The 24,337-nt window shown below is 31.7% G+C and carries 29 protein-coding genes; 7 read left to right on the forward strand and 22 right to left on the reverse strand.

The genetic code is table 11. The features are described 5' to 3' along the window. Positions 1–52: 52 nt before the first annotated feature. The 3 genes from PXD04_RS14555 to PXD04_RS14565 form a co-directional block, all read right to left on the reverse strand. Positions 53–691, reverse strand: a complete 639-nt coding sequence (locus PXD04_RS14555; RefSeq protein WP_323735551.1) for an RNA-guided endonuclease TnpB family protein — start codon at positions 689–691, stop codon at positions 53–55. After that, positions 648–1,178, reverse strand: a complete 531-nt coding sequence (locus PXD04_RS14560; protein ID WP_323735552.1) for a helix-turn-helix domain-containing protein — start codon at positions 1,176–1,178, stop codon at positions 648–650. The genes PXD04_RS14555 and PXD04_RS14560 overlap by 44 nt, the downstream gene beginning before the upstream one ends. Before the next feature lie 136 nt (positions 1,179–1,314). Next, the gene (locus PXD04_RS14565; RefSeq protein ID WP_323735553.1) at positions 1,315–2,679 is read right to left on the reverse strand and encodes an IS4 family transposase; all 1,365 of its coding nucleotides are present in this window, start codon (positions 2,677–2,679) and stop codon (positions 1,315–1,317) included. A 565-nt stretch (positions 2,680–3,244) separates the two neighbouring features. On the opposite strand from PXD04_RS14565, the gene PXD04_RS14570 reads away from it, so the two are divergent. After that, positions 3,245–3,634 (forward strand): hypothetical protein, encoded by a 390-nt coding sequence (locus tag PXD04_RS14570; RefSeq protein WP_323735554.1) that lies wholly within the window; start codon positions 3,245–3,247, stop codon positions 3,632–3,634. Between the two features lie 33 nt (positions 3,635–3,667). Beyond that, the gene (gene uvrC, locus PXD04_RS14575; protein WP_323735555.1) at positions 3,668–5,491 is read left to right on the forward strand and encodes an excinuclease ABC subunit UvrC; all 1,824 of its coding nucleotides are present in this window, start codon (positions 3,668–3,670) and stop codon (positions 5,489–5,491) included. Here uvrC and PXD04_RS14580 read toward each other — a convergent pair. Genes PXD04_RS14580 through PXD04_RS14595 form a run of 4 tightly spaced genes read right to left on the reverse strand, consistent with a single transcriptional unit; the run spans position 5,488 to position 7,848 of the window. After that, positions 5,488–6,069 carry a flavodoxin family protein gene (locus tag PXD04_RS14580; protein WP_323735556.1) on the reverse strand — a complete coding sequence of 194 codons (582 nt, stop codon included), beginning with the start codon at positions 6,067–6,069 and terminating at the stop codon, positions 5,488–5,490. The two genes, uvrC and PXD04_RS14580, sit on opposite strands and share 4 nt — an antisense overlap. Continuing rightward, on the reverse strand, positions 6,066–6,767 hold the full coding sequence (locus PXD04_RS14585) for a 4Fe-4S double cluster binding domain-containing protein (protein WP_323735557.1): 702 nt from the start codon (positions 6,765–6,767) through the stop codon (positions 6,066–6,068). Before PXD04_RS14585 ends, PXD04_RS14580 begins: the two co-directional genes overlap by 4 nt. A gap of 6 nt (positions 6,768–6,773) precedes the next feature. Then, a complete protein-coding gene (locus tag PXD04_RS14590; RefSeq protein ID WP_323735558.1) occupies positions 6,774–7,349 on the reverse strand; it encodes a hypothetical protein in 576 nt (191 codons plus the stop codon). 16 nt (positions 7,350–7,365) lie between these two features. Next, on the reverse strand, positions 7,366–7,848 hold the full coding sequence (locus tag PXD04_RS14595) for a hypothetical protein (RefSeq protein WP_323735559.1): 483 nt from the start codon (positions 7,846–7,848) through the stop codon (positions 7,366–7,368). A gap of 258 nt (positions 7,849–8,106) precedes the next feature. Here PXD04_RS14595 and PXD04_RS14600 point away from each other — a divergent pair, with 258 nt between their 5' ends. Beyond that, entirely contained in the window at positions 8,107–8,526 is a 420-nt protein-coding gene (locus PXD04_RS14600; protein ID WP_323735560.1) for a helix-turn-helix domain-containing protein, read from the forward strand. On the opposite strand, the gene PXD04_RS14605 is transcribed toward PXD04_RS14600, so the two are convergent. Both PXD04_RS14605 and PXD04_RS14610 read right to left on the reverse strand, forming a co-directional pair. Next, positions 8,514–9,077, reverse strand: a complete 564-nt coding sequence (locus PXD04_RS14605; RefSeq protein ID WP_323735561.1) for a hypothetical protein — start codon at positions 9,075–9,077, stop codon at positions 8,514–8,516. The genes PXD04_RS14600 and PXD04_RS14605 overlap by 13 nt on opposite strands. 1 nt (position 9,078) lies before the next feature. Continuing rightward, on the reverse strand, positions 9,079–9,636 hold the full coding sequence (locus PXD04_RS14610; protein WP_323735562.1) for a flavodoxin family protein: 558 nt from the start codon (positions 9,634–9,636) through the stop codon (positions 9,079–9,081). Positions 9,637–9,743: 107 nt separating this feature from the next. Here PXD04_RS14610 and PXD04_RS14615 point away from each other — a divergent pair, with 107 nt between their 5' ends. Then, the gene (locus tag PXD04_RS14615) at positions 9,744–10,277 is read left to right on the forward strand and encodes a Yip1 family protein (RefSeq protein WP_323735563.1); all 534 of its coding nucleotides are present in this window, start codon (positions 9,744–9,746) and stop codon (positions 10,275–10,277) included. Then, positions 10,278–11,081, forward strand: a complete 804-nt coding sequence (locus PXD04_RS14620; RefSeq protein ID WP_323735564.1) for a hypothetical protein — start codon at positions 10,278–10,280, stop codon at positions 11,079–11,081. It begins immediately after the preceding gene. 101 nt (positions 11,082–11,182) lie between these two features. Here the strand turns inward: PXD04_RS14620 and PXD04_RS14625 are convergent, their stop codons facing one another. Then, positions 11,183–12,211 carry a M42 family metallopeptidase gene (locus tag PXD04_RS14625; protein WP_323735565.1) on the reverse strand — a complete coding sequence of 343 codons (1,029 nt, stop codon included), beginning with the start codon at positions 12,209–12,211 and terminating at the stop codon, positions 11,183–11,185. A gap of 204 nt (positions 12,212–12,415) precedes the next feature. Between PXD04_RS14625 and PXD04_RS14630 the strand changes: the two genes are divergently transcribed. Beyond that, positions 12,416–13,567, forward strand: a complete 1,152-nt coding sequence (locus tag PXD04_RS14630) for a hypothetical protein (protein ID WP_323735566.1) — start codon at positions 12,416–12,418, stop codon at positions 13,565–13,567. 82 nt (positions 13,568–13,649) lie between these two features. Beyond that, a complete protein-coding gene (locus PXD04_RS14635; RefSeq protein ID WP_323735567.1) occupies positions 13,650–14,345 on the forward strand; it encodes a TIGR00289 family protein in 696 nt (231 codons plus the stop codon). On the opposite strand, the gene PXD04_RS14640 is transcribed toward PXD04_RS14635, so the two are convergent. The 12 genes from PXD04_RS14640 to argC all read right to left on the reverse strand — a co-directional run bounded on the left by PXD04_RS14640 (position 14,340) and on the right by argC (position 24,323). Next, entirely contained in the window at positions 14,340–14,699 is a 360-nt protein-coding gene (locus PXD04_RS14640) for a hypothetical protein (RefSeq protein WP_323737449.1), read from the reverse strand. The genes PXD04_RS14635 and PXD04_RS14640 overlap by 6 nt on opposite strands. Continuing rightward, complete coding sequence (locus tag PXD04_RS14645; RefSeq protein WP_323735568.1) at positions 14,599–15,348, reverse strand: AAA family ATPase; 750 nt, start codon at positions 15,346–15,348, stop codon at positions 14,599–14,601. Before PXD04_RS14645 ends, PXD04_RS14640 begins: the two co-directional genes overlap by 101 nt. 48 nt (positions 15,349–15,396) lie before the next feature. Then, positions 15,397–16,137, reverse strand: coding sequence for a phosphopantothenate/pantothenate synthetase (locus PXD04_RS14650; protein WP_323735569.1), 741 nt, complete (start codon positions 16,135–16,137; stop codon positions 15,397–15,399). Between the two features lie 55 nt (positions 16,138–16,192). Further along, the gene (locus PXD04_RS14655) at positions 16,193–17,080 is read right to left on the reverse strand and encodes a hypothetical protein (RefSeq protein WP_323735570.1); all 888 of its coding nucleotides are present in this window, start codon (positions 17,078–17,080) and stop codon (positions 16,193–16,195) included. After that, the gene (locus PXD04_RS14660; protein ID WP_323735571.1) at positions 17,025–17,372 is read right to left on the reverse strand and encodes an ATP-binding protein; all 348 of its coding nucleotides are present in this window, start codon (positions 17,370–17,372) and stop codon (positions 17,025–17,027) included. Before PXD04_RS14660 ends, PXD04_RS14655 begins: the two co-directional genes overlap by 56 nt. Before the next feature lie 170 nt (positions 17,373–17,542). Continuing rightward, positions 17,543–18,985, reverse strand: coding sequence for a transposase (locus tag PXD04_RS14665; RefSeq protein WP_323735572.1), 1,443 nt, complete (start codon positions 18,983–18,985; stop codon positions 17,543–17,545). Between the two features lie 372 nt (positions 18,986–19,357). Continuing rightward, positions 19,358–20,689: a preprotein translocase subunit SecD gene (locus PXD04_RS14670; protein ID WP_323735573.1), complete on the reverse strand. Its 1,332-nt coding sequence runs from the start codon at positions 20,687–20,689 to the stop codon at positions 19,358–19,360. Beyond that, complete coding sequence (locus PXD04_RS14675) at positions 20,676–21,527, reverse strand: protein translocase subunit SecF (protein ID WP_323735574.1); 852 nt, start codon at positions 21,525–21,527, stop codon at positions 20,676–20,678. The genes PXD04_RS14670 and PXD04_RS14675 overlap by 14 nt, the downstream gene beginning before the upstream one ends. A gap of 177 nt (positions 21,528–21,704) precedes the next feature. Further along, positions 21,705–22,193, reverse strand: coding sequence for a flavodoxin family protein (locus PXD04_RS14680; protein WP_323735575.1), 489 nt, complete (start codon positions 22,191–22,193; stop codon positions 21,705–21,707). 4 nt (positions 22,194–22,197) lie between these two features. Beyond that, a complete protein-coding gene (locus PXD04_RS14685; RefSeq protein WP_323735576.1) occupies positions 22,198–22,674 on the reverse strand; it encodes a flavodoxin family protein in 477 nt (158 codons plus the stop codon). 144 nt (positions 22,675–22,818) lie between these two features. Beyond that, entirely contained in the window at positions 22,819–23,280 is a 462-nt protein-coding gene (locus tag PXD04_RS14690; protein ID WP_323735577.1) for a flavodoxin family protein, read from the reverse strand. A gap of 14 nt (positions 23,281–23,294) precedes the next feature. Next, positions 23,295–24,323 (reverse strand): N-acetyl-gamma-glutamyl-phosphate reductase, encoded by a 1,029-nt coding sequence (gene argC, locus PXD04_RS14695; RefSeq protein WP_323735578.1) that lies wholly within the window; start codon positions 24,321–24,323, stop codon positions 23,295–23,297. Positions 24,324–24,337 lie beyond the last annotated feature (14 nt).

Genomic DNA, 24,337 nt, shown 5'->3' on the forward strand with positions numbered 1-24,337 from the left:
GTGGTACAGGCGATCTCCGGGAAACCCTCGGTTCATATAAATTAATGTGTGATTAATAATGATTTTGTTTGATTTTTTTTAATCCTTCATGGTGTATGTTTTTGGCTGCGTTTATGTCTCTGTCGTGTTTGTTACCACATTGGGTGCATGTCCATGTTCGGTTGTTTAGCGTTAAGTCTTCATTGTAGTATTGACAGTTGTTGCATGTTTTGCTGGATGGGTACCATTGGTTTATGTGTATTAGTTTTCTTCCGTGTTCGTATGCTTTTTGTTCTATTATTTTTGTGAACATGTGCCATGATTTTTCTTGTATACTCTTGGATAGTCTGCTGTTTTTTAGCATACCTTTGATGTTTAGTGTTTCCATGCAGATTACTTGATATTTTTCTGTTAATCGTTGTGCTATCTTATAGAAATGATAGTCTAGTATGTTATGTCTTTTTTCATATGTTTGTGCTATCTTCTTTTTGATTTTATTGTAGTTTTTGCTGCCAAATTCTTTCTTGGATAGTTTTCTTTGTAATCTTCGTATTCTATTATTTAGCTGTGCGATTTTGTTTTGTTGTGGGAACTGTATTATTTTGCCCGTGTTTATTGTGACAAAACGTGATACTCCCAAATCAATACCACAACTACGATTATTACTCTTAAAAACATGTCTTGTAACATTTTTTACATAAAATAGAAACAAAATATTTGCCGGATGCTTTTTGTTTAACTGTTACAGATTGTATTTTGCCGGTTATCTTTTGTTGTGTACGAAATCGTATCCAACCTACCTTAGGAAGACGAATACATTTACCATCAATCCGGGTATTGTTATTGATATTATTGGTTTTATAAGATTGTACTGGATTATATTTATTTTTATGGCGTGGATACTTGCTGATTTGGTTAAAGAATCTGTTAAATGCATTTTCTAAATTTTTCAATGATTCAATTAAACCTGTGGAATCAACTCGTTTTAACCAAGTTTTAGACTTTTTTAGCTCAGTTAACATAGCTGAACAATCATAAAAAGACAAATACTCCCCATTTTCAGTATATACTTTCTTTTTGGCATCCAGAAAAGTATTAAAAACAAACCGACAACAACCAAACTGATTGGTGAAAAAATTCTCCTGAACCTCATCAGGATAAATACGAACAACAAAACTCTTATACATAACAACTTTCAAAAAAATACACCAAATAATAAAATATTAAATATAGATAATAAATTATTACTTATTGTATAGTTAATCAATGTCGTCAGGTTAAGCTTTTGATATGAAAATATTTTCCTGTTTTTTTTTGGCATATTAACTTTTTTTTTTAAAATGTTGGTTTGTATTGTGTTTGTATGTATCTGTTGGGTGTTGTTTTCTTTCTTTCATATTGACGGGGCTTTTTAACTTTGTTTGGTGCGGGTGTGCATTTTTTTATTAAGTTATTGATGAAGTTTTTGACTTTTGATGGATCTAATATTGTTTCGAATAAATCTATTTTTAATCTGCTGATAAGATGGGATTGATTTACATCATAATAATCTTTTTTTCCTTTTTTTCTCATATTTTTGTTAATTATTAGATTTAAGTATATTCTGGAATAGCAAAATATGTTATATAGTAAAAATGTAGAGTATATGTCTTGTTGTATTCCAATTTCTGTTTGTGCGGTGTAGTTTTGTATTTGTAGTCTTTGTTTAAGTGTTTTATATGTGCATTCTATTCCCCATCTGGCTTTATATATTTCTTTTAATTGTTCTTTACTCATAGTTTCTTGTGGTAAATTTGTTATTAATGTTTCTATTTCTCCAGTTTCTAGTTTTATATTTACAATTCTTAAATTTAATGAATTAAAGAATCTTATTTTATTTTTAAAATAGTTGTTTTGGAATTGGTTTCGTCTTGTTTTGTCTAATTCTATTTCAACTATTTCATCATCAGAAGTCATGGATTCACGTTCTCCTATGTATGTGTCTTTTCTTAGTCTGATAACAAAATAACTATGCATTTCTATTATTCTAACCATTAATTCAATAGAATTATATCCTCTATCGAATATAAATATGGATTTTTCAGGAATTATCAGTCTTTTACACTTTTCAATATTTTTATGAATCAAAGTATGCTCGCCAACACCCCTTTTGCCAATTAAACCATCAATCATGAAATCATTTAGAACATCAACAACACCTGAAAAGACAACATTAATCTTTTTATCATAATTTTCTTTAAACCCAAATTCTTTCAATGTTAACTTTTTATTTGGTAATTCAAAACGAGATCCATCACCAGCAAATAAACGAAACCCATAAAAAGTTCTAAAGAACTCACAATTCTTTTGTAAATTTATATAACCAATATTTCTCAAATAATTAATGCTTATTCTTTTAAATACATCTGGATTGATATTAATTCTCTGTTCTGAAAAACTCTGTTTACTATAACTACCAACACAATCTTTTGAATACTTTAAATGAGTATCAATATTGTTCTGAATAGTTTTACGTTGATTAAACAATATATGTTTAACATAATCACCAAAACCCCATATACGATTACGAGTAAAAGCAGAATCATTCAAAACATGTTTTCTAAAATCAACACACTCAGATTCTATAGAATCTTCAATAAAAGAGTATTTAAAATTATCATTTTCATACGGACAAACATTTTCTAATCCATCAAAAATCAAAAAGTAAATCAATAACTTACAACAAAATAATATTGAGGGAATGTTTTTTAGCTTCATAATATAAACTATTCCCTCATTTCATATATAAACTATTCTACTATTTTTAAACATAAAATAAAAATCATATAACTTCTTAATTATGCTACTATTTGATAAATATCAAAATAACAAAAAAATAAAACCAGAATAATCACTATCAAATAAATAAAATAAGGATACTGTAAAATAAACATCATGAAGAAATAATATATTATAAAAACATCTAATTTTAATTATATGAGCCTATTTTTAAAAATAGTTAAATAATTAAGAAATTTAATAAAAATTAGTTTATAAAAATCAGTTAAAATTAAATTTAAATCTTTTACATAAAGAAAGAAATCTTAACCTGACGACATTGTATAGTTAATAATTATTTGATAATAGTATTTAAATATTTTGATAAAAAGTATTACTTTTCACACTTTATTCATATGATTTCTACAGGGCCATATTTTGAAAAAAAAATTTCAAATAGAAGCTTCATAAATAAGTATAATACAACTTCAAAGGAAAAATTAATAAAATGATAGACTGGGACATAAAAGAAATAGAAAAAATCGAACAACATTACAAGAAAACACTCAATCCCAGCTTAAATTTAACATACTTCTGCAGACACTTCGAAGAAATCTACAGACTACTAACAGATGAAGAAGAACTACTCCCCGACATATTAAACGACATAACATATTACACAATCAATGGAATAAACGCCAAATACAAGGTATTAATAAGTGCCGATACAGATAAACAACAAACAGAAAAATTATTAGCAAGAAGAATGAAACAAAGAGCACAAAGACAAGAAGCAAGAAATAAAGGATTAACAGAATATCATAAATTCATAATAAAAGAAGTAGCAGAATTCATAAAAAAATACCCATACTGGAAAGAATTATTACGATACAAATAAAAACAATATACAATTACCTAGGAGAATAATCTCATGTCAATGAAAATCACAAGCCCCGAAGAACTCCCACAAAAACCAGGAGTATACATCATGCACAACAGTGATGATGAAATAATATACGTGGGCAAAGCAAAAAAACTAAAAAACAGGGTACAAAGCTACTTCAGAGAAGAAGACAAACTAGACAGACCAAAAACACAAGTACTAATGAAACACTTCTCATACCTAGAATACATATTAACAGACACAGAAAAAGAAGCACTAATACTAGAAGCAAACCTAATAAAAAGACATAAACCACGATACAACATAAGCCTAAAAGATGGAAAACAATACCCATACATCAAAATAACAAACGAAGAATTCCCCAGAATACACATAACCAGACGACTACTAAATGACGGAGCATCATACTATGGACCATACACCGATGCAACAAATGCAAGAGGATTCATAGACTTCATAAACAAAAACTTCAAAATAAGAACATGCAAACACATGGACGGACCATGCTTAAACTACCAGATAAAACAATGCAGTGCACCATGCGTAAACTACATCACACAAGAAGAATACAATAAAAACATCAGAAGAGTAAAACTCTTACTCATGGGAAGATACAAGACCATACTAAAACAATTAAAAAAAGAAATGAACAAATACTCCAAAAACATGGAATTCGAAAAAGCAGCCATAATAAGAGACCAAATCGAAAACATACAAGTAACACTAGAAAAACAAAACATCCAACCAACAAAAGACGTAGACCAAGACATCATCGGAATAGACCATAACGACTCAGAAGCAGCAGTAGTAATAATATCAGTACGAAACGGAAAAACCAACAAAAAAGACGACATAATACTAAAACAAATAAACGGATTCACAGACACAGAAATACTAACAGAATTCATAAAACAATACTATTCAACAGCACCAGCACCAGACGAAATAATACTCGAAGACTCAATAGAAGATGAAGAAATAATACTAGAATGGCTAGAAGAAAAACAAGGACATAAAATAAAGATAAAAGTAGCAGAAGAAGGACATTACCTGACACTCATACGAATAGCTAAAAAGAATGCACACATCAGCTTAACAGAAAACACCAAAGAAGAAGAAAATCCATTACTCACACTAGAACAATACCTAAGACTACCAAAACTACCATACCACATAGAAGCATTTGATATCTCAAACATTTCAGGAATACACGCAGTAGCATCAATGGTAGTATTCGAAAATGCAAAACCAGCCAAAAAAATGTACAGAAAATTTAAGATGAACACACCAGGACCTAACGATTTTGCAATGATGAAAGAAGTACTAACAAGAAGATACTCCAGAATAGCACCCGGATACGATGAACAAAAAGCATCATCCGATTCCATGTACATCAAACCAGACCTAGTACTTATAGATGGAGGAAAAGGACAACTAGGAATGGCAGTAGAAGTATTTAAGTCACTGGGAATCAATGACGTTCCACTGGTAGGACTTGCAAAAAAATTCGAAGAATTATACGTGCCAGGCAGAAGCCAACCAATCATTCTTCCAAGAAAATCAACAGCACTACACCTACTACAATACGTAAGAGACGAATCACACAGATTTGCAATAACATTCCACAGACAACTAAGAAGCAAAGCATTCACAAAATCAATACTTGACGAAATACCAGGCGTAGGAAAAAAACGAAAACAAGCCCTACTAGCACATTTCGAAAATCTTGACGCAATATATGATGCAAGCTATGAAGAAATATGTGAAGTAGAAGGAATAAACAAAAAATTAGCAAAAACAATATACGAAACATTAGAAAATGATAAAAATAATAAAAAAAAGGAAATTTAAAGTGTTGCAGAATCAAGGTCAAGCTTATGTGGGATAACCTCATATTCATCGAGTTCATAACCAATATCCTCATAATCTTCCAATACCCATTCATCAAGTTTACTATCTATCATCAAATCTCCAATATCTAATATTTTATTAACTTGGAAATTACCAGTAGCCAAGCATCGATGAGTATTCTCTATTACAAAATCATTAATATTTTTAGACATATGTGTAATCATGAGAAGAGCTTTTGTTTCAGGTATTGTTAACTCAGGATCATAATTACATGAACCCAGACGATCTAAGAACATTTTTGAATGACCTGCAATATCATTATAAAATACAGGGGCCGTGAATATGAAATAGTCTGAAGCTCTGATTTTATCCATTATGAGGTTATAGTCATCATCAAGTACACAACCACCTCCTTTTTCACAGGCTCTGCAACCAGTACAATATTTTATATCATAATCATCCATAAACAGAACTTCGTTACTTCCATCATTGTCTTTGATTCCAATAGTTAAACGGTCAACAATTTGTTTAGTAAATCCGTTCCTATGGGACGATGTTATCAAGGTTAATACTTTCATATATAATCACCAGGATTAAGTTTTTCATTACCAAAAGGACAAATATATAAGCACATTCCACATGCAACAGGATGACCCTCATTTTTTCGTGACATTAAAAATTCACCACACTTTTCAGGACTATAAGACTTTTTAGGGTCAGGTAAATCAGTAATTGCTTTACCGGGGCATGCTTTAACACAAACAGTACATTTTCCACAAGGAGACTCCATAGTATCTCCGGCATATTCAGATAATGGTGCATTTGTAAGAATTGTTGCCCAAGTTAATCTTGGACCAAACTCCTTTGTAGTTAAAAGATTATTCTTTCCTAACCATCCAATACCAGCAAGATGGGCACTAGCTTTATTACTGAAAGGCATTTTAAGGTTCAAATTCTCATTTTTACCTGATACATCAAGAACTAATGCATCATAGCCCTCTTTTTCAATTTCTTCAACAATTCTGTCAGCAATCTTAGAAACCCTTTGATGGGAATTAAAGTATTCATCCAAGTATTCCTGTGCTAATTTATCATTACTATATGTTAGGGGTATGTTTTCAATAATTTCTTCAATCATTTTATGGCCAATAGCAATAGCATAGGGGTATTTGCAAATGTCCTCTCCATATGTTTCTATCAGTTCATCCTTATTTTTTGAAAAATCTGCAACACCGTAAATGTCACTATATTCTTCTAAACATTCAATTATTGACATCCTAATCTACTCAGTAAATCCTATGATAAGTGTTCCTATTCTTTCTTCATGTGATAATTCAAAGCAATCCTTAATGTAATGGTCGGTTCCAGTGGATGGAACAGCCACTTTAAGGCTTGTTACCATACTTTCCAAGTCTTCATCAGTGAAAAAAGAACTTGTGGAACTTGTCATTACAAAGAATTGTTTTTCACCGAGTGTTGCAAGATTGTTATATGTTACAAAGTTATCTGATAAGAAGAACACATTTGGATCGTTTCGTAGGTCTTCTAACTCTTCTTCATCATATATTGTTTCACCAATTATTTGTCCGGATTCTGTTCGGAGTGTGAAAGAATTATTGTCCACGTCTTCAGGACCCATTTCTCGTTCTGGCCTTTCATCATTATTTAAAACTATTACTAATGCTTCTTCTTCTTTGAAAGCTTCTTCCATTCCCTGGTTAATAAATGGTACTAGTTCATCTAATCGTTTCATTTCATGTTGCAGGACTTGTTTTTTCATGTCATCTGTCATTAACTCTACAATCATGACACCTGGTTCTTCTTCTATTGTTTTAATCAGGTCTGTTGTAGCACTCATTATCTTCACCTATTTTCTAATCTTTTTTAACATTAAATCCTACAAGAATTGAAGCAAGCTTTGCATCATCTTCAAAATTAAAGTATTCTTTAATATAAAGATCTGCTAATGGGTCGGGACTACTTGACACTACATCACATGTATCCTCTAATTCTTCTACTTCAATAAATTGGACTGGTGGTAATACAAATGCTTGTTTTGTAGGATTTTTTTCTAATGCTTCACTTTTAAGATTGTTTTCCAGTTCTTTAGGGTCTTGTGTTAACACGAAGTCTGGTGTTACGAATGTAGCATTCTTGTTGGATTCATGTTTCTGTTTCTGTTCATTGTTTACTATTTCTTCTCCAAGAATGTTTCCATGATTATCAACTAATTGTACTGTTGGTGTTGGAGGTGGTCTGAATGTTGCTGTTTTAATTATTGCTACGGTAAATTCTCTGTTTAAACATTCATGTACTCCGTAATTGATTACTGGTATGAGTTCTCCACTTTTTTCCATTTCTATTTCAAGGATATGTTTACGTACTTCGTCATTTAAAACACCAACGCTTTGAACTCCTCTTAGAGGATTTATGGTGTCTAAAACTTCTTGCAGTACTTCTTCAGGATTTTTAGTTATAATTATTCCTCCCTATTTTTTAGATTAATACTTAAAACTTGTTTAACATTATTTAAGTATTTTATTGTATTTTAAGAGCAACTGGTATGTTCAAACATACTATTAAATTATTTTTAATCCTAGGGTCAATATAATAATATGGATGAATACAAAGAAATTTTTGAATCATGGGGTGGCCCAGATTGTCCAATGGAAGCAACTGTGGAATTAATTGGACGAAAATGGGTTATAGCATTAATTAGAGATATGTATGTAGGAAAAAAACATTTCACCGAATTTAAAAAGAATAAACCTGCTTTAAATAATTCTGTCTTGTCAGATACTCTTAAATTCATGTGTGAAAAGGGATTGGTTGAAAAAATAATTATTGATGAAGATAAAAGAAGTAACACGGAGTATCACCTTACTGACAAAGCTAAAAAACTTAATCATGTTATATATGCCATGATATTATATGGATTGGATGTATTGGATTGTTGTGATGAATTACCCGAGATTAAACATAAGATGAAAAAGGGGTACTATGAATTATTTGAAATAGGGGATTATAAAGAGTAGCCGAGGATGATTGTAATTATCCGGTCAGTATAATCCATATTGTACAGGTCCTTAATGTAATGGTCTGATTCTGTTGAAGGTGCTGCAATTGATAAGCTAGAAACAAGTTCTTCTATCTTGTCTTCACAGGATAATTCACCTCTTAGTTGACTTACCATGAAAAACTGTTTTTCGCCTGGTGTGGAAAGATTAGGGTATGTTGCAAAATATTCGGATATGAAATATACGCTGGGATCATTACGCAGGTCCTCTAGTTCTTCGGGGTCATATACTTCTTCTCCAATAAGAGTACCGTTTTCACTCATAAGTGTAAGTGTTGGTATTTGTTCTTCAACAGGAACAATAACATCAGTCTTATCCTTAATGATGACCAATGAGGTATCTTCATTCAAAGCTTCTTCTACTCCTTTATTAATGAGGGGAACCATTTCATTAAGTCTTTTCATCTCTATTAAGGTTATATTCTTTTTAGCTTCCTCATTTAAAGTATCAACTTTAATAACTCTGTCATCATTTTCCAGTAGTTCCTTAATTTTTTCATGTACTGACATATTATTGTTCACCTACCAGTTCCTGTGCAGTCATTCTAACTTCTTCTATTAACCTATGGGAATCGCCCCGTGTTGGCTTATTTTCTCCTATTGATAATATTTTCACTAATTCACATCCAATAGAATTAAATACTCGTGCTTTCTTAGCTATATATTCATCATAATGTCCATCTCTAGCTCCATAAGTATGAATTACAACACATTTGGGATTATTTTTTAATTGATTAGGGGTTGTTTTGGTCATTGAATAGAACCGGTCCATGAAAACACGTCCTTGACCACATATTTCACCAAAATAATTGGGACATGCAAAAATAAAAGCATCCGATTCACTCACTTTTTTCATAACACGGTTAAAATCATCATCTAAAACACACATTGTGGGTTTTTCAAAACTTTTGCATGCCCTACATGCTTGACAACCCCTTATTTTCATATCTTCAACAAAGTACACAGTATTGTGTCCATTGTTTTCTTCTATTACCTCTGTGAATATGTCCACAATATGCTTACAATTCCCATTTTTTCTCGGACTAGCAATTACACTCACAACATTCATGTATAACACCCTGTTTATTACTAATAAGTTTGTTTTATTCATTATTTAAAATAATTATATCAATTTTCATAATAATTATTTATATTATTTTCATCATAACTTCATATATGAAAGAAAGAATTTCTCAGTTCTTTACAGAAAGTGGTCTAGTATTTTTAAATCCTGATGATTTATTTTATTTTAAAACAGAAGAACCAGACAAAAATGGTATAATTTCATTAGTATTTTATAGTATTATGCTAGCATTAGTTATGGGAATAGCTACTGGTAACCTGGTTATTATCGGCGCATTAGTGGCAGCATCATTAATCCTCCCATTAGTTTACATGTTTATACATACAATATTCGTATTTATCTTTGCTAGACTTTTAGGTGGATCCGGCTCATTTATGAACACTTTTAACTTAATGAGTTATAGTGGTGTACTGAATATTTTACTAATTATTGCAATAGCATTATCTATTTTCAATCCTTTTGTTTTTGTACCAATATTAATGTTGGTGTCTATCTGGAAAATTGTTCTAGAAATGATAGCTGTAAGTGAAGAACATAATATAGGTTATGGAAAAGCATTTTTATCAACAATAGGAATAGTCTTACTACTATCAGTAATAGTCCTGATAATAGGGGGGTTGATTTAAATGAATGGCGGTAAAATATTAGGTATTCTCATAATTATTGCAATGATATTATCAGTAGCAATGGTAGGATACAATTCAATAACACACAAGATGGATAATAAACAAAACATAGTTAAAACAGTTGACATACTTGACGAATCAGAAATCAATCAAACATTCCCTGAAGAAAACTCAGAAGCAATACAAACAATAAACATTAACCTCGACCAAAAAGTGGGCGGAACTAACATAAAGTTTGCAGATAATTCAACCACAATATATAACATCACATCAAACAATGAAAAAAACAATAAAACAACAGTTACAACAAACAAGAAAGGCACACAATTAGATGTAAACATTGACTCAGAGGACTCACAAAACACGATAATCCTGAGTAACAAGTACAAGTACACAATAAACGGTGATATTATTGCTGGTGGATTTTCATCAGATTTAGGAAATAATGCACAAGTAGATGCAATTAACATTAACATAACTGCTGGTGGAGTAGATCTTAAACTTAATGGTGGACAGTTAACAACAGTAAATTCACAGATTAATACTGGTGGAATAAACATATATGGAGAACCAAAAGGTGTAACAACCATTAACTCACAGATTGAAGTAGGTGGACTGAACCTACAAGCGAAAAATGCAATAGCAGATATTTTCTCCGATATTAAAGTTGGTGGAATAAACCCTGGAAAATATCAGAAAGTTGGAAACAATGAGTACAAAGGAAACTTATTTGATTCTTCAGAAAACAAGTTAATTATTCATAATAACATTAGATTAGGTGGAGTTAACACTCAATCCTTCTAATTAAACTCTTTTTTTTAAAATTATATTTGGAATAAATTAGTTACTAATCAAACATGGGGCTGAAAAAATATTAAATGATTATAAGTGTGAAAAAAGATCACTTATAAACGTTTTAAGAACTCAAGAATGAGTTTAACAGTGTCCTCAACATCTTTAACATTCACAACACTAATAGGTGTATGAATATATCTAGAACCAGAGGATAATGTAGCTGTTGCAATTCCTTCACGGGTAAGATGAATAGCAGTAGCATCAGTTGTTCCACCATCACCTACTTCAACTTGATAATCTATTCCAGCAGCTTCTGCAGCTTCAACTAATAACTTTTTCATCATAGGATGGGTTAATAATCCTCTTCCACTAGCATCTGCAAATGATATAACAGGTCCTTTTCCGGCTTTAATATATGCATCTTCCTGTTTAACTCCCGGATGATCACCAGCAATTGTCACATCTAAAGCTATTGCCATATCTGGATTAAGTTTGAATGCTGAGGTTTTTGCTCCTTTTAATCCTACTTCTTCCTGTACAGTACCAACACCATATACTGTTGCATCACAATCGGTCTGTTTCATTACTTCAGCCATCACAGCACAACCTACACGATTGTCTAAAGCTTTACCCATTACAAGGTCGTTTAAACATTCTTCGAAGTCTGTGTGGAATACGATTGCATCACCAATTGACACTAAACTTTCTGCTTGTTCTTTGTCTTTTGCTCCTATGTCAATGAACATGTCTTTGTATGAAATAATTTTCTTAGCTTCTTCTGCACTGGTGATGTGTGGTGGTTTTGAACCAATAATACCTGGTACTTCACCATTTTCTGTTTGAACATATACTTTCTGGTTTAATAACATTTGATCGTTGATTCCACCAATTTTCACGAATCTTAAAAATCCGTCATCATCAATGAAACTTACCATTAATCCGATTTCATCCATGTGTGATGCTAACATAACACTAGGTTTTCCTTCTTTTCCTTTGTGTGTGGTTATTAGGTTACCCATTATGTCTGTTTCCATTTCATCCACGTAATCTTTTAGTTCTTCTTTTAGTATGTCACGTACTTCGTCTTCAAATCCTGAAATACCACATGCTTCGGATAATTTTTTTAATAAATCTTTCATTGTTAAACCTCTCTATTTAATTTTTAAGTTTTTTTTTTATTCTTTTGGATATAACTAACTTTATCAATCCTATTATAATAACCTTTGTTAAGTTTTATATCATAACAATAATGTAATTAAATACTAATAATATAATACACAAATAATATTATTATTGAATACAAATTGAATGAAAACCATTCAATAAAGAGAGTGGATTAAATTATGGATGCTTTGACAATAATAATAATGGTAGTCCTATTTGTTCTAGCAATGCTATTCGTATTCTCAACAGCACTACTAACACCCTATATTGGAAAGAAAAACCTAATCTCAGTATTATTACTAGGATTAATAGTAGGAGTAGCAGCAGGCGCATTTCTATTATCACCAATATCAGAGGACATACCTGACTTTACCAGAACATTAGTAGAAGAAAGCGTTGATGGAAATGACAATATAGAACTGGACTTGTCAACCAATGGAAACTTAACACAAATAATACAAAACATCTCCTCAATAGAAGGAGTAGAAAAAGTAGACTATAACGGAATAACCGTAAAAATAGACGAGGAATTTGATTCCAATACAGAAAAACAACTGATAATGACTGCATTAAACAACAGTGACCCGGGAGTATCAGATATAAAAGACAAGGGAAATAACACATTCTTCCTAGAAATGACAGATAATGCAGATCCACAATCAGTACTCGACAACATATACAAAACATTCAGCCGTGAAACATACACTCACCTAAAATACACATCAATGCAAGCAAACGTAACAGTAAAAGCAAAACAAGTAACACGAGCACTGAATCAAATATCAGAAAATGATGTGGTAGTACTGAATGTAACTGGTCCAACCGAAACACAAAGTGCAATGATAAACAAAGTCATACCAACAGGAAACAATCTCATAATAGTTTCAGGAATACTGGGAGTAATAGTAGCAGCAGCAGGATTCTTTGTAGATTCACTGATAACATTCATAGGAAACCTTAGGAAAAAACGCAACAAAAAACCTTCAAGAAAAGAAAACATAAAACGAAAAGTAGTTCCAGGAACAGAAAAACAGAAAGGATCTCCTAGAAGAAACAGAAGAAATAAAAAGAAATCAATAGACATATTTGATGATTCATTTGATAACAGTCCAAAACAAAACATTGGATCAAACAAGCATTTCAAACAATTAACAGTAGACGACTTCCAAGAAGAAAAAACTGTTAAACAGGAAAAACCTAAAAAACGCTTCTCATTCAGACGTTCATCAAACAAAGATGAAAAACAAGAACAAAAAACAGAAAGTGAAAAGAAAACAAGAAACTCTCAGAAAAGGGGAACACCAAGGTTCAGACCTAAACGAAGAGAATAACAAACAAATAATTCTAAATCCACTTTCAAACAAACATATTTTTTTTTATAATTATTATTTTTTTTTAGGAGTAATTATTCTTATGAAATCCGTAATATTATACTCTGGAGGAAAAGACAGTACAATGGCAGTATATGAATCACAAAAAAATGGTGATGAAATATACGCACTACTAGCAATGGTATCCAGAAACAAAGAATCATACATGTTCCATGTACCAGACATACACATGGTAGACTACTGTTCAGCAGCAATGGAAATACCATCAATAGATGTTTTAACCGACGGAGTGAAAGAAGAAGAACTAAACGACCTAGAACAAACATTAACAAAACTCAAAGACAAAGGAGTAGAAGCAGTATACTCCGGAGCCCTAGAATCAGTATATCAAAAATCAAGAATAGACAAAATCTGCAAAAAACTAGGACTCAAATCAATATCACCATTATGGCATAGAAATCCAATAGAATACATGCAAGAAATAGTAGACCTAGGATTTGAAGTAATCATCACAAGCGTATCCGCATATGGACTCACCAAAGAATGGCTGGGAAAAACAATAACACAAGAAACAATAGAAGAAATAAAAGAATTAAACACAAAATACGGGATACACCCAGCATTTGAAGGAGGAGAAGCAGAAACATTAGTACTTGATGGACCAATGTTTGACAGAAAAATAGTAATAGACGAAGCAGAAATAACATGGAACTTTGATAATGGAATCTACGACATCAAAAAAGCTCACTTGGAAGAAAAATATGATTACAGTCTATGAAGTAAACCAATCAAACACATAATCCTGATTATCCGTATAAATTTCCACTTCAATATCCCCCAATGAGGACATGCTCTCATCAATAAGATGTAAATTATTGTTCAAAGCAGATTGTTTATTAATAAAGAATGTTAATAAAGAATCTTCCCTATTTTTTTCCAATATATTACAAAGCAGTTCTTCCTGTTCATTCTTAACTATTCTATTCTTTATACTTGAAAGCAAACTTAAATCACCTTCAACCAGGATATAATTATCTTCTGTTACTCTTATGGTAGGTTTTCCGCTCACTATGTTTATGATGCTGCTTTCTACCCTTGATTGGTCTTCTGTTAGATTTACCTTTGCCCTTATTCTTACCCTGACTTCTTGGATGATTGTTTCTTGGTTTAATTTCATGCTGTATCAACATCCTAACACTATTTTTAAAGTTCTGAATATGACCCTCATTAATAAGCATATAATCTGCTCTTGCAATAACATTACCTATACCAAAGTTAAGCTCACGATTATCCCTTTCAAGAAAAACCTTATAATCTGGTGAATCATCACTACGTTTTCTTCTAATAAGACGATTAAATCTTTCCTGTGGATTAGAATGAATCGCAATAATCTTAAAGTTTTTAAAACGTCTCCTGAAATACTGCACTTCTTGAGGGCTACGTATACCTTCTATGATATAAACATTCTGCTCAATTTTTTTAAACTTCTTAGGCTTATTAAACTTATTATTTCCCCTATGAATCTTCTTAACATGGCCATTACGATTGTTACGCCTCTTTGAATGATTAAATATTTCCTGAATGCAGCGGTCAGCAACCACATTATTACCATACTGTTTTCTAAGGTTAACAGCAGCTTCACCCGGAGTACAATTTTGACGTTCAGCCTCTCTACGGATAACATCACCCATACTAATAGTATAAATGCCCTCCTTTTTAGCAATTCTGGAAATAATACTCTTTCCTGAACCGGGTAAACCTGTTACACCAAAAACTTTCAATTTACATAACTCCTCAAAAATATGTCTAATTATATTATTTGTAACTACTTATTCAAACCTTTTTATAATATCATGAATAGCAGTGCTTAAATTATCTTCATTACTAAAATTGTTAATACGTTCTTTTAAATCATTTTTATCATAATCCATTAACTTGTTTACAGATTCAATTAGTAATGGCATGACTCGGACAATATTATCAACAATAGTTACAGTAGATGTTTGAGCAGTCCGGGATAATGGATTAAGATCAACATTAACAATATTCTTACCTAACTTTGCTAATTTCTCAGCACGATCACCATCTTCTAAAGGGATGAAAATAACATCAGACTTACTGATTCCTTCAATACTAACAGGTGACCGTGGACCATTCAAATCAGGAGTGTCAATAAAATCATCTTCATCAGTACCTAAAAGTTCAGTAACTCCAAGATTACTGTAAACCTTCTCAATGTTCGCTATTCTCTCAGGAGTTCTGTAATAAAGGTTAATCTCTACAGGAATGTCTAACAATTTAGATAATTCTGCAACTTCCTCTGCAACAAGTGCTGTAGTATTACCATTAACTGATAATACTGGATGTTTGCATGTTAAAAAATAGCAACTTGCAACTTCAATTGTATTATATGAGTTAGCAGTGGTTTTCTCACCAATAAGATAATCAAAGGTTTCTCCACGACCATGAGCTATCATACCTGAATCTGCAAGTATTCCCTTCTTATGTGCTTCAACAATTTTCTCTCTATAAACTAATGATTCATATCTTGGATGGTCTTTATTCAACATATATAAACTATTAGTATTTTATAATATTTTAGGATTTGTATTAGAAGTGTTGGGCTTAGATATTATTAATTTTCATGAAAATAGTGTATAATGGATTAATGAATTCATAAGTTTCATCAACCTTATAATCAATGGATTCAATTATGCCTGCATTTTTAGATTCAATAATGAAAACGTCCAATAAATCTTTTTCTTCTTCAAGTAAATTCTGTTTAATCTCAGGAACTATTATCTGGTCATTTTCTCCGGGAGTGATATGTGTACTTATTTCTCTAAGAATTCTTTTATAGTTTTTATTTGCAATATTTTCATGTAAATACTTGGTTAATATGCTTTCTTTAGCTATTTTAATTCCAGTAAGTGCAGTATTACATGTAATTTTTTCATTTTTATCACATAACCAAAATATATTATAACCAATCTCATGTATCATTAATGGCATACCAAAAGTGTATTTTACCATCAATTCTAATGCTTTATCATCAAGTTCCATGTTAATCTCATTAAAAACATTGGTATAAAATTTAGACACGTCATTGTCTGATAATTTTTCTATTGGTATAATGTTAAATATACGAGTAAATGATGGATTCATCTTTTTAAATTTATTGAAGTTTTGTGGATAGCTAGTTAATATGAATCCAACGGGTATGTCTTCATCAATATATGAATCAAGTTTTGTTGCAAAGCTTTTATACCAATTTGCAAATTTATCTGTTCTGCTTAAACCATTCACATCATCAATAATTATCATCAAACTTTTCTTTTCATTTTTAAAGTAACCACATAATTCTTTAATGAATTCTGCAAAATGTCTAATTAAATAGGATATTTCTTTTGACTCTTTATTTTTTAGTTTTACATTTAAGCTCATGAAGCCAACATTTTCAATGTTGTCCTCGAATGTATGAAATATTTTTTCTGCCCAGCTTTTCAGTTTCAATTTCTTCTAATAATGTTTCAATAATTGATGTAATTAAATTTTTTAAGGTATTTATTCCATCATTTGATATATTAAGAACAATCATATCAAAATTTTTTTCAAGGATATGTTTTGTATTTGTTGATAATGATGATTTTCCCATACCTCTTTTTCCAATCATATAAAAATGTCTGTTGTTTCCATGGATAATATCGGGGATGTGTCTTAAGATAAGTTTAAGTTCATCTTCTCGACCTACAAAATATAATGGTTTTACTATATTTCCTGGAGTGAATGGACTTTCTTTGGTCATTTTGTAATTGTACCTATTATTCCTTTATTCTTATTTTTATTTTTAGTAGTCATATTTATTATTTTTCACCTCAATATTATTACTAAAATTTTATTTGTTATTACTTATAAATGTGGTTATTATCATGGAGGATATCTATTGAATATTTTGAGACTTGGCATAAATTAGTTTCAAGAGAAAAAAAGTAATACTCGAAAAAATATTAACCTTTTTTTCAAAATGATAACCTGTATTATGTCTTTGTTCAAATCAAATGTAACAATACCCCCTTTTCTTTTATTGTTTATTTTTGAAAATAGTCTTGTATTTTTTTGATTTTCCCAAGGGGCAGTCCGTGCCCACTTATACAGTCGTTCCTTGGGGAAGTTCTGCTTACTTTTACGAATGATGTTACATGCTGCGTTGATATCTGCATTTATTAATGTTCCGTTGCTTGTTTTATAGAGTCCTCTTTTTATTCGTTTTCCTTTAAATTTATATTCCTCATTTTTTTCTTCGTTTGTTTTGTAGGTTGGTAGTATGTCGTTGTCTAGGAAACTGCTTTTGCTTGTGTAGGATTCTTCGGTAATAATTAGTTTGATGTCGTATTTTTGGCATTGTGTTTCTAGTTTGTTTATGAATTTTTTGAAAGCTATTTGTGTGAATATTTGATTTTGTTTTTTTCCCATATCTGTTTCGTATTGGAATTTTTTGTTGTATCCGAGTATTATGGTTCCTATGTCTTGTTTTTTGCATGTTTCTATTATGAATTTGGTTGTGTGATCTAGGAAGTTGTTTTGTATTGCTTTAAATTTGGTGTTGAATTTTTGTAATCGTTTGGATGTTTTTAGTCCCTGTTTGTTTAGTATTGATTGATATTGTGCTGTTTTTTTGCATTTGAAGGCTATTTGATTTTTTAAAAATCGCCCGCCCACAATGTATGGGGTCCCTTCACTTGTAACAATACTTGCAAAATTATTAACACCCAAATCAATACCCATCATTTTACTTTCATCTAAATCTAGTGACTCTTTTTTCATTTGGTATGTGAAATTGGCTTTAAACATTTGTCCATTCTTTAATGGTATAATTTCTACTTGTATAATCTTTTTATCACGTATATTTTCAGGAATTCTAATACGTGGTCTGCAATCTTTGGATTTTAACTCTTTTTTATATTCTCTGCTTAAGGGTAATTCAATGTAACCCTGAGCTAATTTTTTCTTGGAAGAAGTTATTGACTCCCGTGGTATTATAATATTATGTAAACGGTTATATCTGGTTTTAGGTTTATTTAATGGTCGTTTATATTCATTATCGATGCTTTTATTTGTTAATGCCACATAAGAATTAAAAGATTCAACATGCTTTTTAATAGTAACATTTGCTATATGGGCTTGAATAAGTGAATAATCTTTATTGAATTCGGTTTTAACTTTAGTGATTATTGATTTGAAATTCAACTGTTTAAAATGTTTATCATCAGCACATTTGTCTAATTTAGTAGTTTTTATAGCATTATTTCTTAATTTATTTAATTTCAATGAAATATCCACTAAAACATTGAATTGTTTCTTAGAAAGACCTCTAATAAGAGTACTTTGAGTTAAATATATACAATTTTCATCTATCATAATAATTAATACTGCTTATTTCACTCCATTAACTTTAAAACCGAAAAATCAAGAAAAGAATTTCATAAATAACAATTCTATGACTTCGATAATATAAATTATAGAATAAAATGTATATAAGTTTAATCCAAGAGCAGCTGGTAAGTAATCAAGGGGGTCTTGATAAGTAATATATTTCATATTCCTATACATACTTAACAATCATACTAAAAAAAAGTTTCATCCACATAAAAAGTATTACAAAAACGAATTTATGCCAACACTCATTTTTAACAAAAAATGAGTATGTACTGAAAAATTTAATATTTACTTCAAAAAAACTTTATAAAAAATGAAAATTATTAGGGGGTTAATATGAAAAGAAGTTATTACTTATCTTTTCTTTTTCTTCTCTGCTTCTTCACGAGCAATAGTTTTTCTTCCTTTCTTCTTATTCTTTTTAGGTTTTGAGGAAGATTTATTAATACTTATTTCTTCTCTAGGATTTTTAACAAGGAATGTTTCCATGTAATCAGCAAATACTGGTCTGGTAACAAATATACCTATAATTACCCCTACAACAGTAGTTACTGCGAACCCTGTGAGCATACCAATACCTGTTGCACCACGAGCAAATCCGATATATGCAAGTGGAAGCATAGCTGCTATGAGTGTTCCTGCTGATGCATAAACTATGAAGAATGCATCTTTTATTCTTGTTTTCACAATGTTTTTACGATCACTTCTGTCACGTCTTGCAAGAACTTCATCGGTCATCACAATCTGGTCGTCTACCCCTGTACCTATTGTTGCTATCATACCTGCAATTGCTGACAGGTCTAAGTTCCAGTGGACGATTGATGCAAATCCAAGTATAAGTACAAGTTCTGATAGGCTTGTAAATACGATTGGAATTACGAGTGATGGTGAACGGTATTTGATTGATACGATCACTACTATTGCTAAAAGTGCTAGGAATCCTGCTATGAGGGAACCGGTTTCAAATTGTGAACCCAGTTCTGCTGATACACTGTTTACTCCACTAATGGATAATTTTACAGGTAATGCACCTGATTCTAGAACTGTATGTATCTCTGTTGCCTGTTGTTGTGCCTGTTCTTTTGTCTGTTCTCCACCGGATACTTCTATGTCGGTGGTTCCCACACCATTTGCAAGTCCTGCATCTAATTGTGGTGAGGAGATGAGCTTGTCATCCAAGAACATTTGCACTTCTGCACCGGCTTGTCCTTTTGCTACTTCAGCAAACTTGTTTGAAGCATCTAAGGATACGCTGAATGGAACTTTCCATCTGGTACCTGTTACTTCTGCTGCACTTACTGTTGAAATATCTGCTCCTGTAAGTGCTGTTTTGTTGTTTATTTTTGCTTCGAATTTACCCGGTGTACTTATGATCCGTTCTACTTCTTCGGGTCGTACTCCAGCTATTTCTACTATTACGTCTTGGTCTCCACTCTGTCTTACTTGAACATCACTTATTCCGAAGGCGTTTAACCTTTTGTCCAGTACTGCTGTCACAGTATTCATTGTATCCTGGTCTACTGGTTCTTCTAGGTGTAATTGTATCATGGATCCACCATCTAGGTCTAATCCTTCCTGTAATCCAAATATACCTATACTTGCTATACTTACTATTAATAGTACTGCCAGTAAAATCGTTCTCGGTCTTTTTAAGAATTGTTTGGTGGCTGGTTTAATTGTGACCACCTCTTTCCATGTGCCATTTTAGTATTCCTAAGTTCATAAGCCATGTGGCAAGTAAATCTGAGAGTAATCCCATTATTAGAACTGCGGATATGTCTTCAAGTACCTGAGCGGATGGGATGAATATTTTTACTACAATAAATAGTACTATCATTGATGCAAGTGCAGAGATTGTGAGGGTTATACCCGTTTTACATGCTCCTTCTGCACGGTCATCAAGGTCTCCATCTTTTCTTTTAAGTAATCTTGTTGTTAAAAGAATATCGGTATCTACTCCATACCCTATGAGCATTAGCAATGCACCTACGCTTGCAATGGATAATGGTATTCCGAATAGGGACATACTTCCTACTGCAATTGAAAGGTTACATACTGCTGATAAGATAATAGCAAATGATGGTACGAAGTCTCTGAATACGAAGAATACTGTTGCTGCCATGAATACGAATGCGAATATTAATGCGTATATTATTTGCACCATAGCTGCTTCACTTAGTAATGCTCCTACACTCTTGAAACTCAGTACCTTGAATTGGCCATTGACTTTTGATTCAAAGGCGGCCTGGTCAACATCACCTGCTATGGTTACAGTTGCAGTGTTTCCTGATATGGATGTTTCTACATCTGATATTCCAATGCTTCGTGATATTGTGTTTGATACATCTGCTTCACTCATTGGTTTATTTAATTCTAATGTTACTAATGTTCCTCCCTTAAGGTCTACTCCTTCGTTGAGTCCGAATACTCCTATGTAGGCTAGTGAGAGTATCATTAGTATTACTGGAATTAAAATCAGAGGCTTATGAGATTTTCTTGTAATATAATTGATTACATCTACCATCTCATGTTCTCCTTTTATTATGATGTGATTTTAACATTAGATGTTATTTTCACATTTTCATTTTTAATTTAGTATAAATCTAATTATATTGTTAAAAGTATATAATCTTAAACCTTTTAATTACTAAATTTTTTCTTTTTAAAAATATCTTAAAATAAGGATAAAGATTGGGGGAGTTTAGGAGTATAAGTCAATGTCTAACTGTTTTATTAGTTTTATCGTGTTAATCTTCAGTTCTTCTTCGCTTTTATTGTTTACTCTCATGATGAATGAGTTTACAATATGGGCTTCTTTGTCTTCTAGTTTTTCTTTGATTTGTTTTAGAACATCATATCCTTGTCCTGTGTTTGTGGTTGTGAATATGATGATGTTCTTGTCTTTGAAATTGTTTTTTGATATGAATGTCTTTATGGCGGGTGATATTCCTCCTAGTGTGGAGGGACAACCTAGTATTATTAAATCGTAACCTGTCATGTCTATAATTTCTGGTTCTATACTTGTTTCTTGTGAGCGTAGTGCGTTGATGTTGTTACGTATGTTCTTCAGAAATCCTTGTTTCTTGTTTAAATCTTTTATTTCAGCAATGTCTGATTCAAGCTTTTCTTTTAGTGTGGTGGTGATGATTTTAATACTTTTATTTGATGAAAAAATTATTATAGAAGTCATTTTTCTAATTTCCTATTTTTAGGTTCAAATCCTTAATTGCTGCTCTTGTATTGTCCATGATATCATAATCGTCTCCGCGTGTTATGATACTGAATGCTCCGATTACGTTCCCGTTATGTTTTCGTACAAGCCTTGCCATTCTTTTCATGGCTATGTCTCCTCCTATTCCTTTCATTGTATTGAATAGGATTATGTTCTTATTTTTGAAGTCCATGTTATCTATCAGTTTCTTTATTGCGGGAGCTATTGATCCAAACCATACTGGTGTTCCTATGAATATTGTTTCATAATAGTCTATGTCCAGTTTTGTTGGTGATATGCTTGCAGAGTCTATTAGGCTTGTAAACATGTAATCAAGTAATGTTCGGTTTTTTGTGAAATCAGTGATTTCTCTGATGTGGGCTTTTAGTTCTCGTTTGATTATGTGTGCTGCAAGGCCAGTATTTCCGGACCTGGTATAGTATATAATTAATGTTCTCATAAAATATTCACCCACGATTTAAAAAATATAATTTGAATCTTATCTATTTTCTTATTTAGATGAACTATTTAATATAAATATCCATTAAATGTATTTAATATTAAGTTTTATTTTAAAAAAAATTAAGAAAAATTGTTAGGGGGATTATTCTTCACTTAAAGCATCCATGACTAATTGTTTGGTGTCATTACCTTTAAGGGCTAAAGAAAATGAACGTTTAACAATTCCACCTTTAGCAGAGATTTTATCATTCATAGCATTAACTGTCTTATTACCACCACTACTCATCATAGTAGCAAAAGTTATAACATTAACACCATTAAAATCATTTTCATCAATAAACTGTAAAACAGCAGGTGCAGGCTTAGAAGCCCAAACAGGGGTACCAATATAAACAGTATCATACTCTGAAAGATTAACCTTTTCATATGAAATACTGGTTTTCTTTCCTATAACAGAATCCACAGCACCAAGAGCATAACCCAGAGCACCGGACCTGCTTTTCTTGTCTTTAATCTCCACTAGTTTTGCATCATTTTGTTCAGCAATAATCTCTGAAACTTCTCTTGTATTGTTTGTTCTTGAATAATAAACTACTAAATCCATAATAACTCCCCTCATTATGGGTATAATCCTACTTCACGTAATCCTTCACGTTCATCAAATCCGAACATGATATTCATGTTCTGCACAGCTTGCCCTGAAGCACCTTTAACAAGGTTGTCAATAGCAGACACAACAACAAGATGATCCTCATCGTCAAGGGATATTCCACCTATTTGACAGTAATTACTTCCGCGGACACTTGCAAGAAGAGGAATCTTATTATCATCAAGTACTTTAACGAAAGGTTCATCCTTATAATATTCACGATATAACTCGTAAACATCATCAGCGGTCACATCACCTTGGAGTAAGAAACTGTGATTTGTTGTGATAATTCCCCTGATAACCGGTACAAGGTGTGGAGTGAATGAAACTTTCACATCTTTTGTTCCAAACTTTCTTAGCTGTTCTCTAATCTCAGGTGTATGCCTATGATTATTAATTGCGTATGGTTTAATATTGTCACTACATGTAGGATAATGGGTATTGGCATTAGGATTTACGCCGGCACCACTAACACCACTTTTACTGTCTAAAATTATTCTGTCAACCAGTTTGTTTTCAACAATTGGAAGACTGGAAAGAATAGCGCCTGTAACAAAACATCCTGGATTGGCGATAAGCTGTGCATCTTTGATTTGTTCCCTGTTTATTTCGGGTGAACCAAAAACAGCTTCTATTTCAGGGTGTAAGTGTTCCATACCATACCATTTTTCATATGTGCTTATATCACTGAAACGGAAGTCGCCACTAAGATCAATAACTCGACTACCATTTTCCAGGTATGTTGGTACAAGTTTCATTGATGCTCCATGAGGTAATGCACTAAACACTAAATCTGCATCAACATCTGTTGGGTCAGGGTTACTGAAAGTATAATCTAATCCTTCAAGGTTAGGATGTAATTTACTAACAGGTTCTCCCTCATTTTTACGGCTTGTAACATATTTAATATTCACGTTTTTGTGTCTGTGAAGCAATCTTAATAATTCTCCACCAGTATAACCACTAGCTCCTATAATAGCTACATCTATTTTGCTCAAAAATTATACTCTCC

This window comes from Methanosphaera sp. ISO3-F5, assembly GCF_034480035.2.
Lineage (GTDB): Archaea > Methanobacteriota > Methanobacteria > Methanobacteriales > Methanobacteriaceae > Methanosphaera.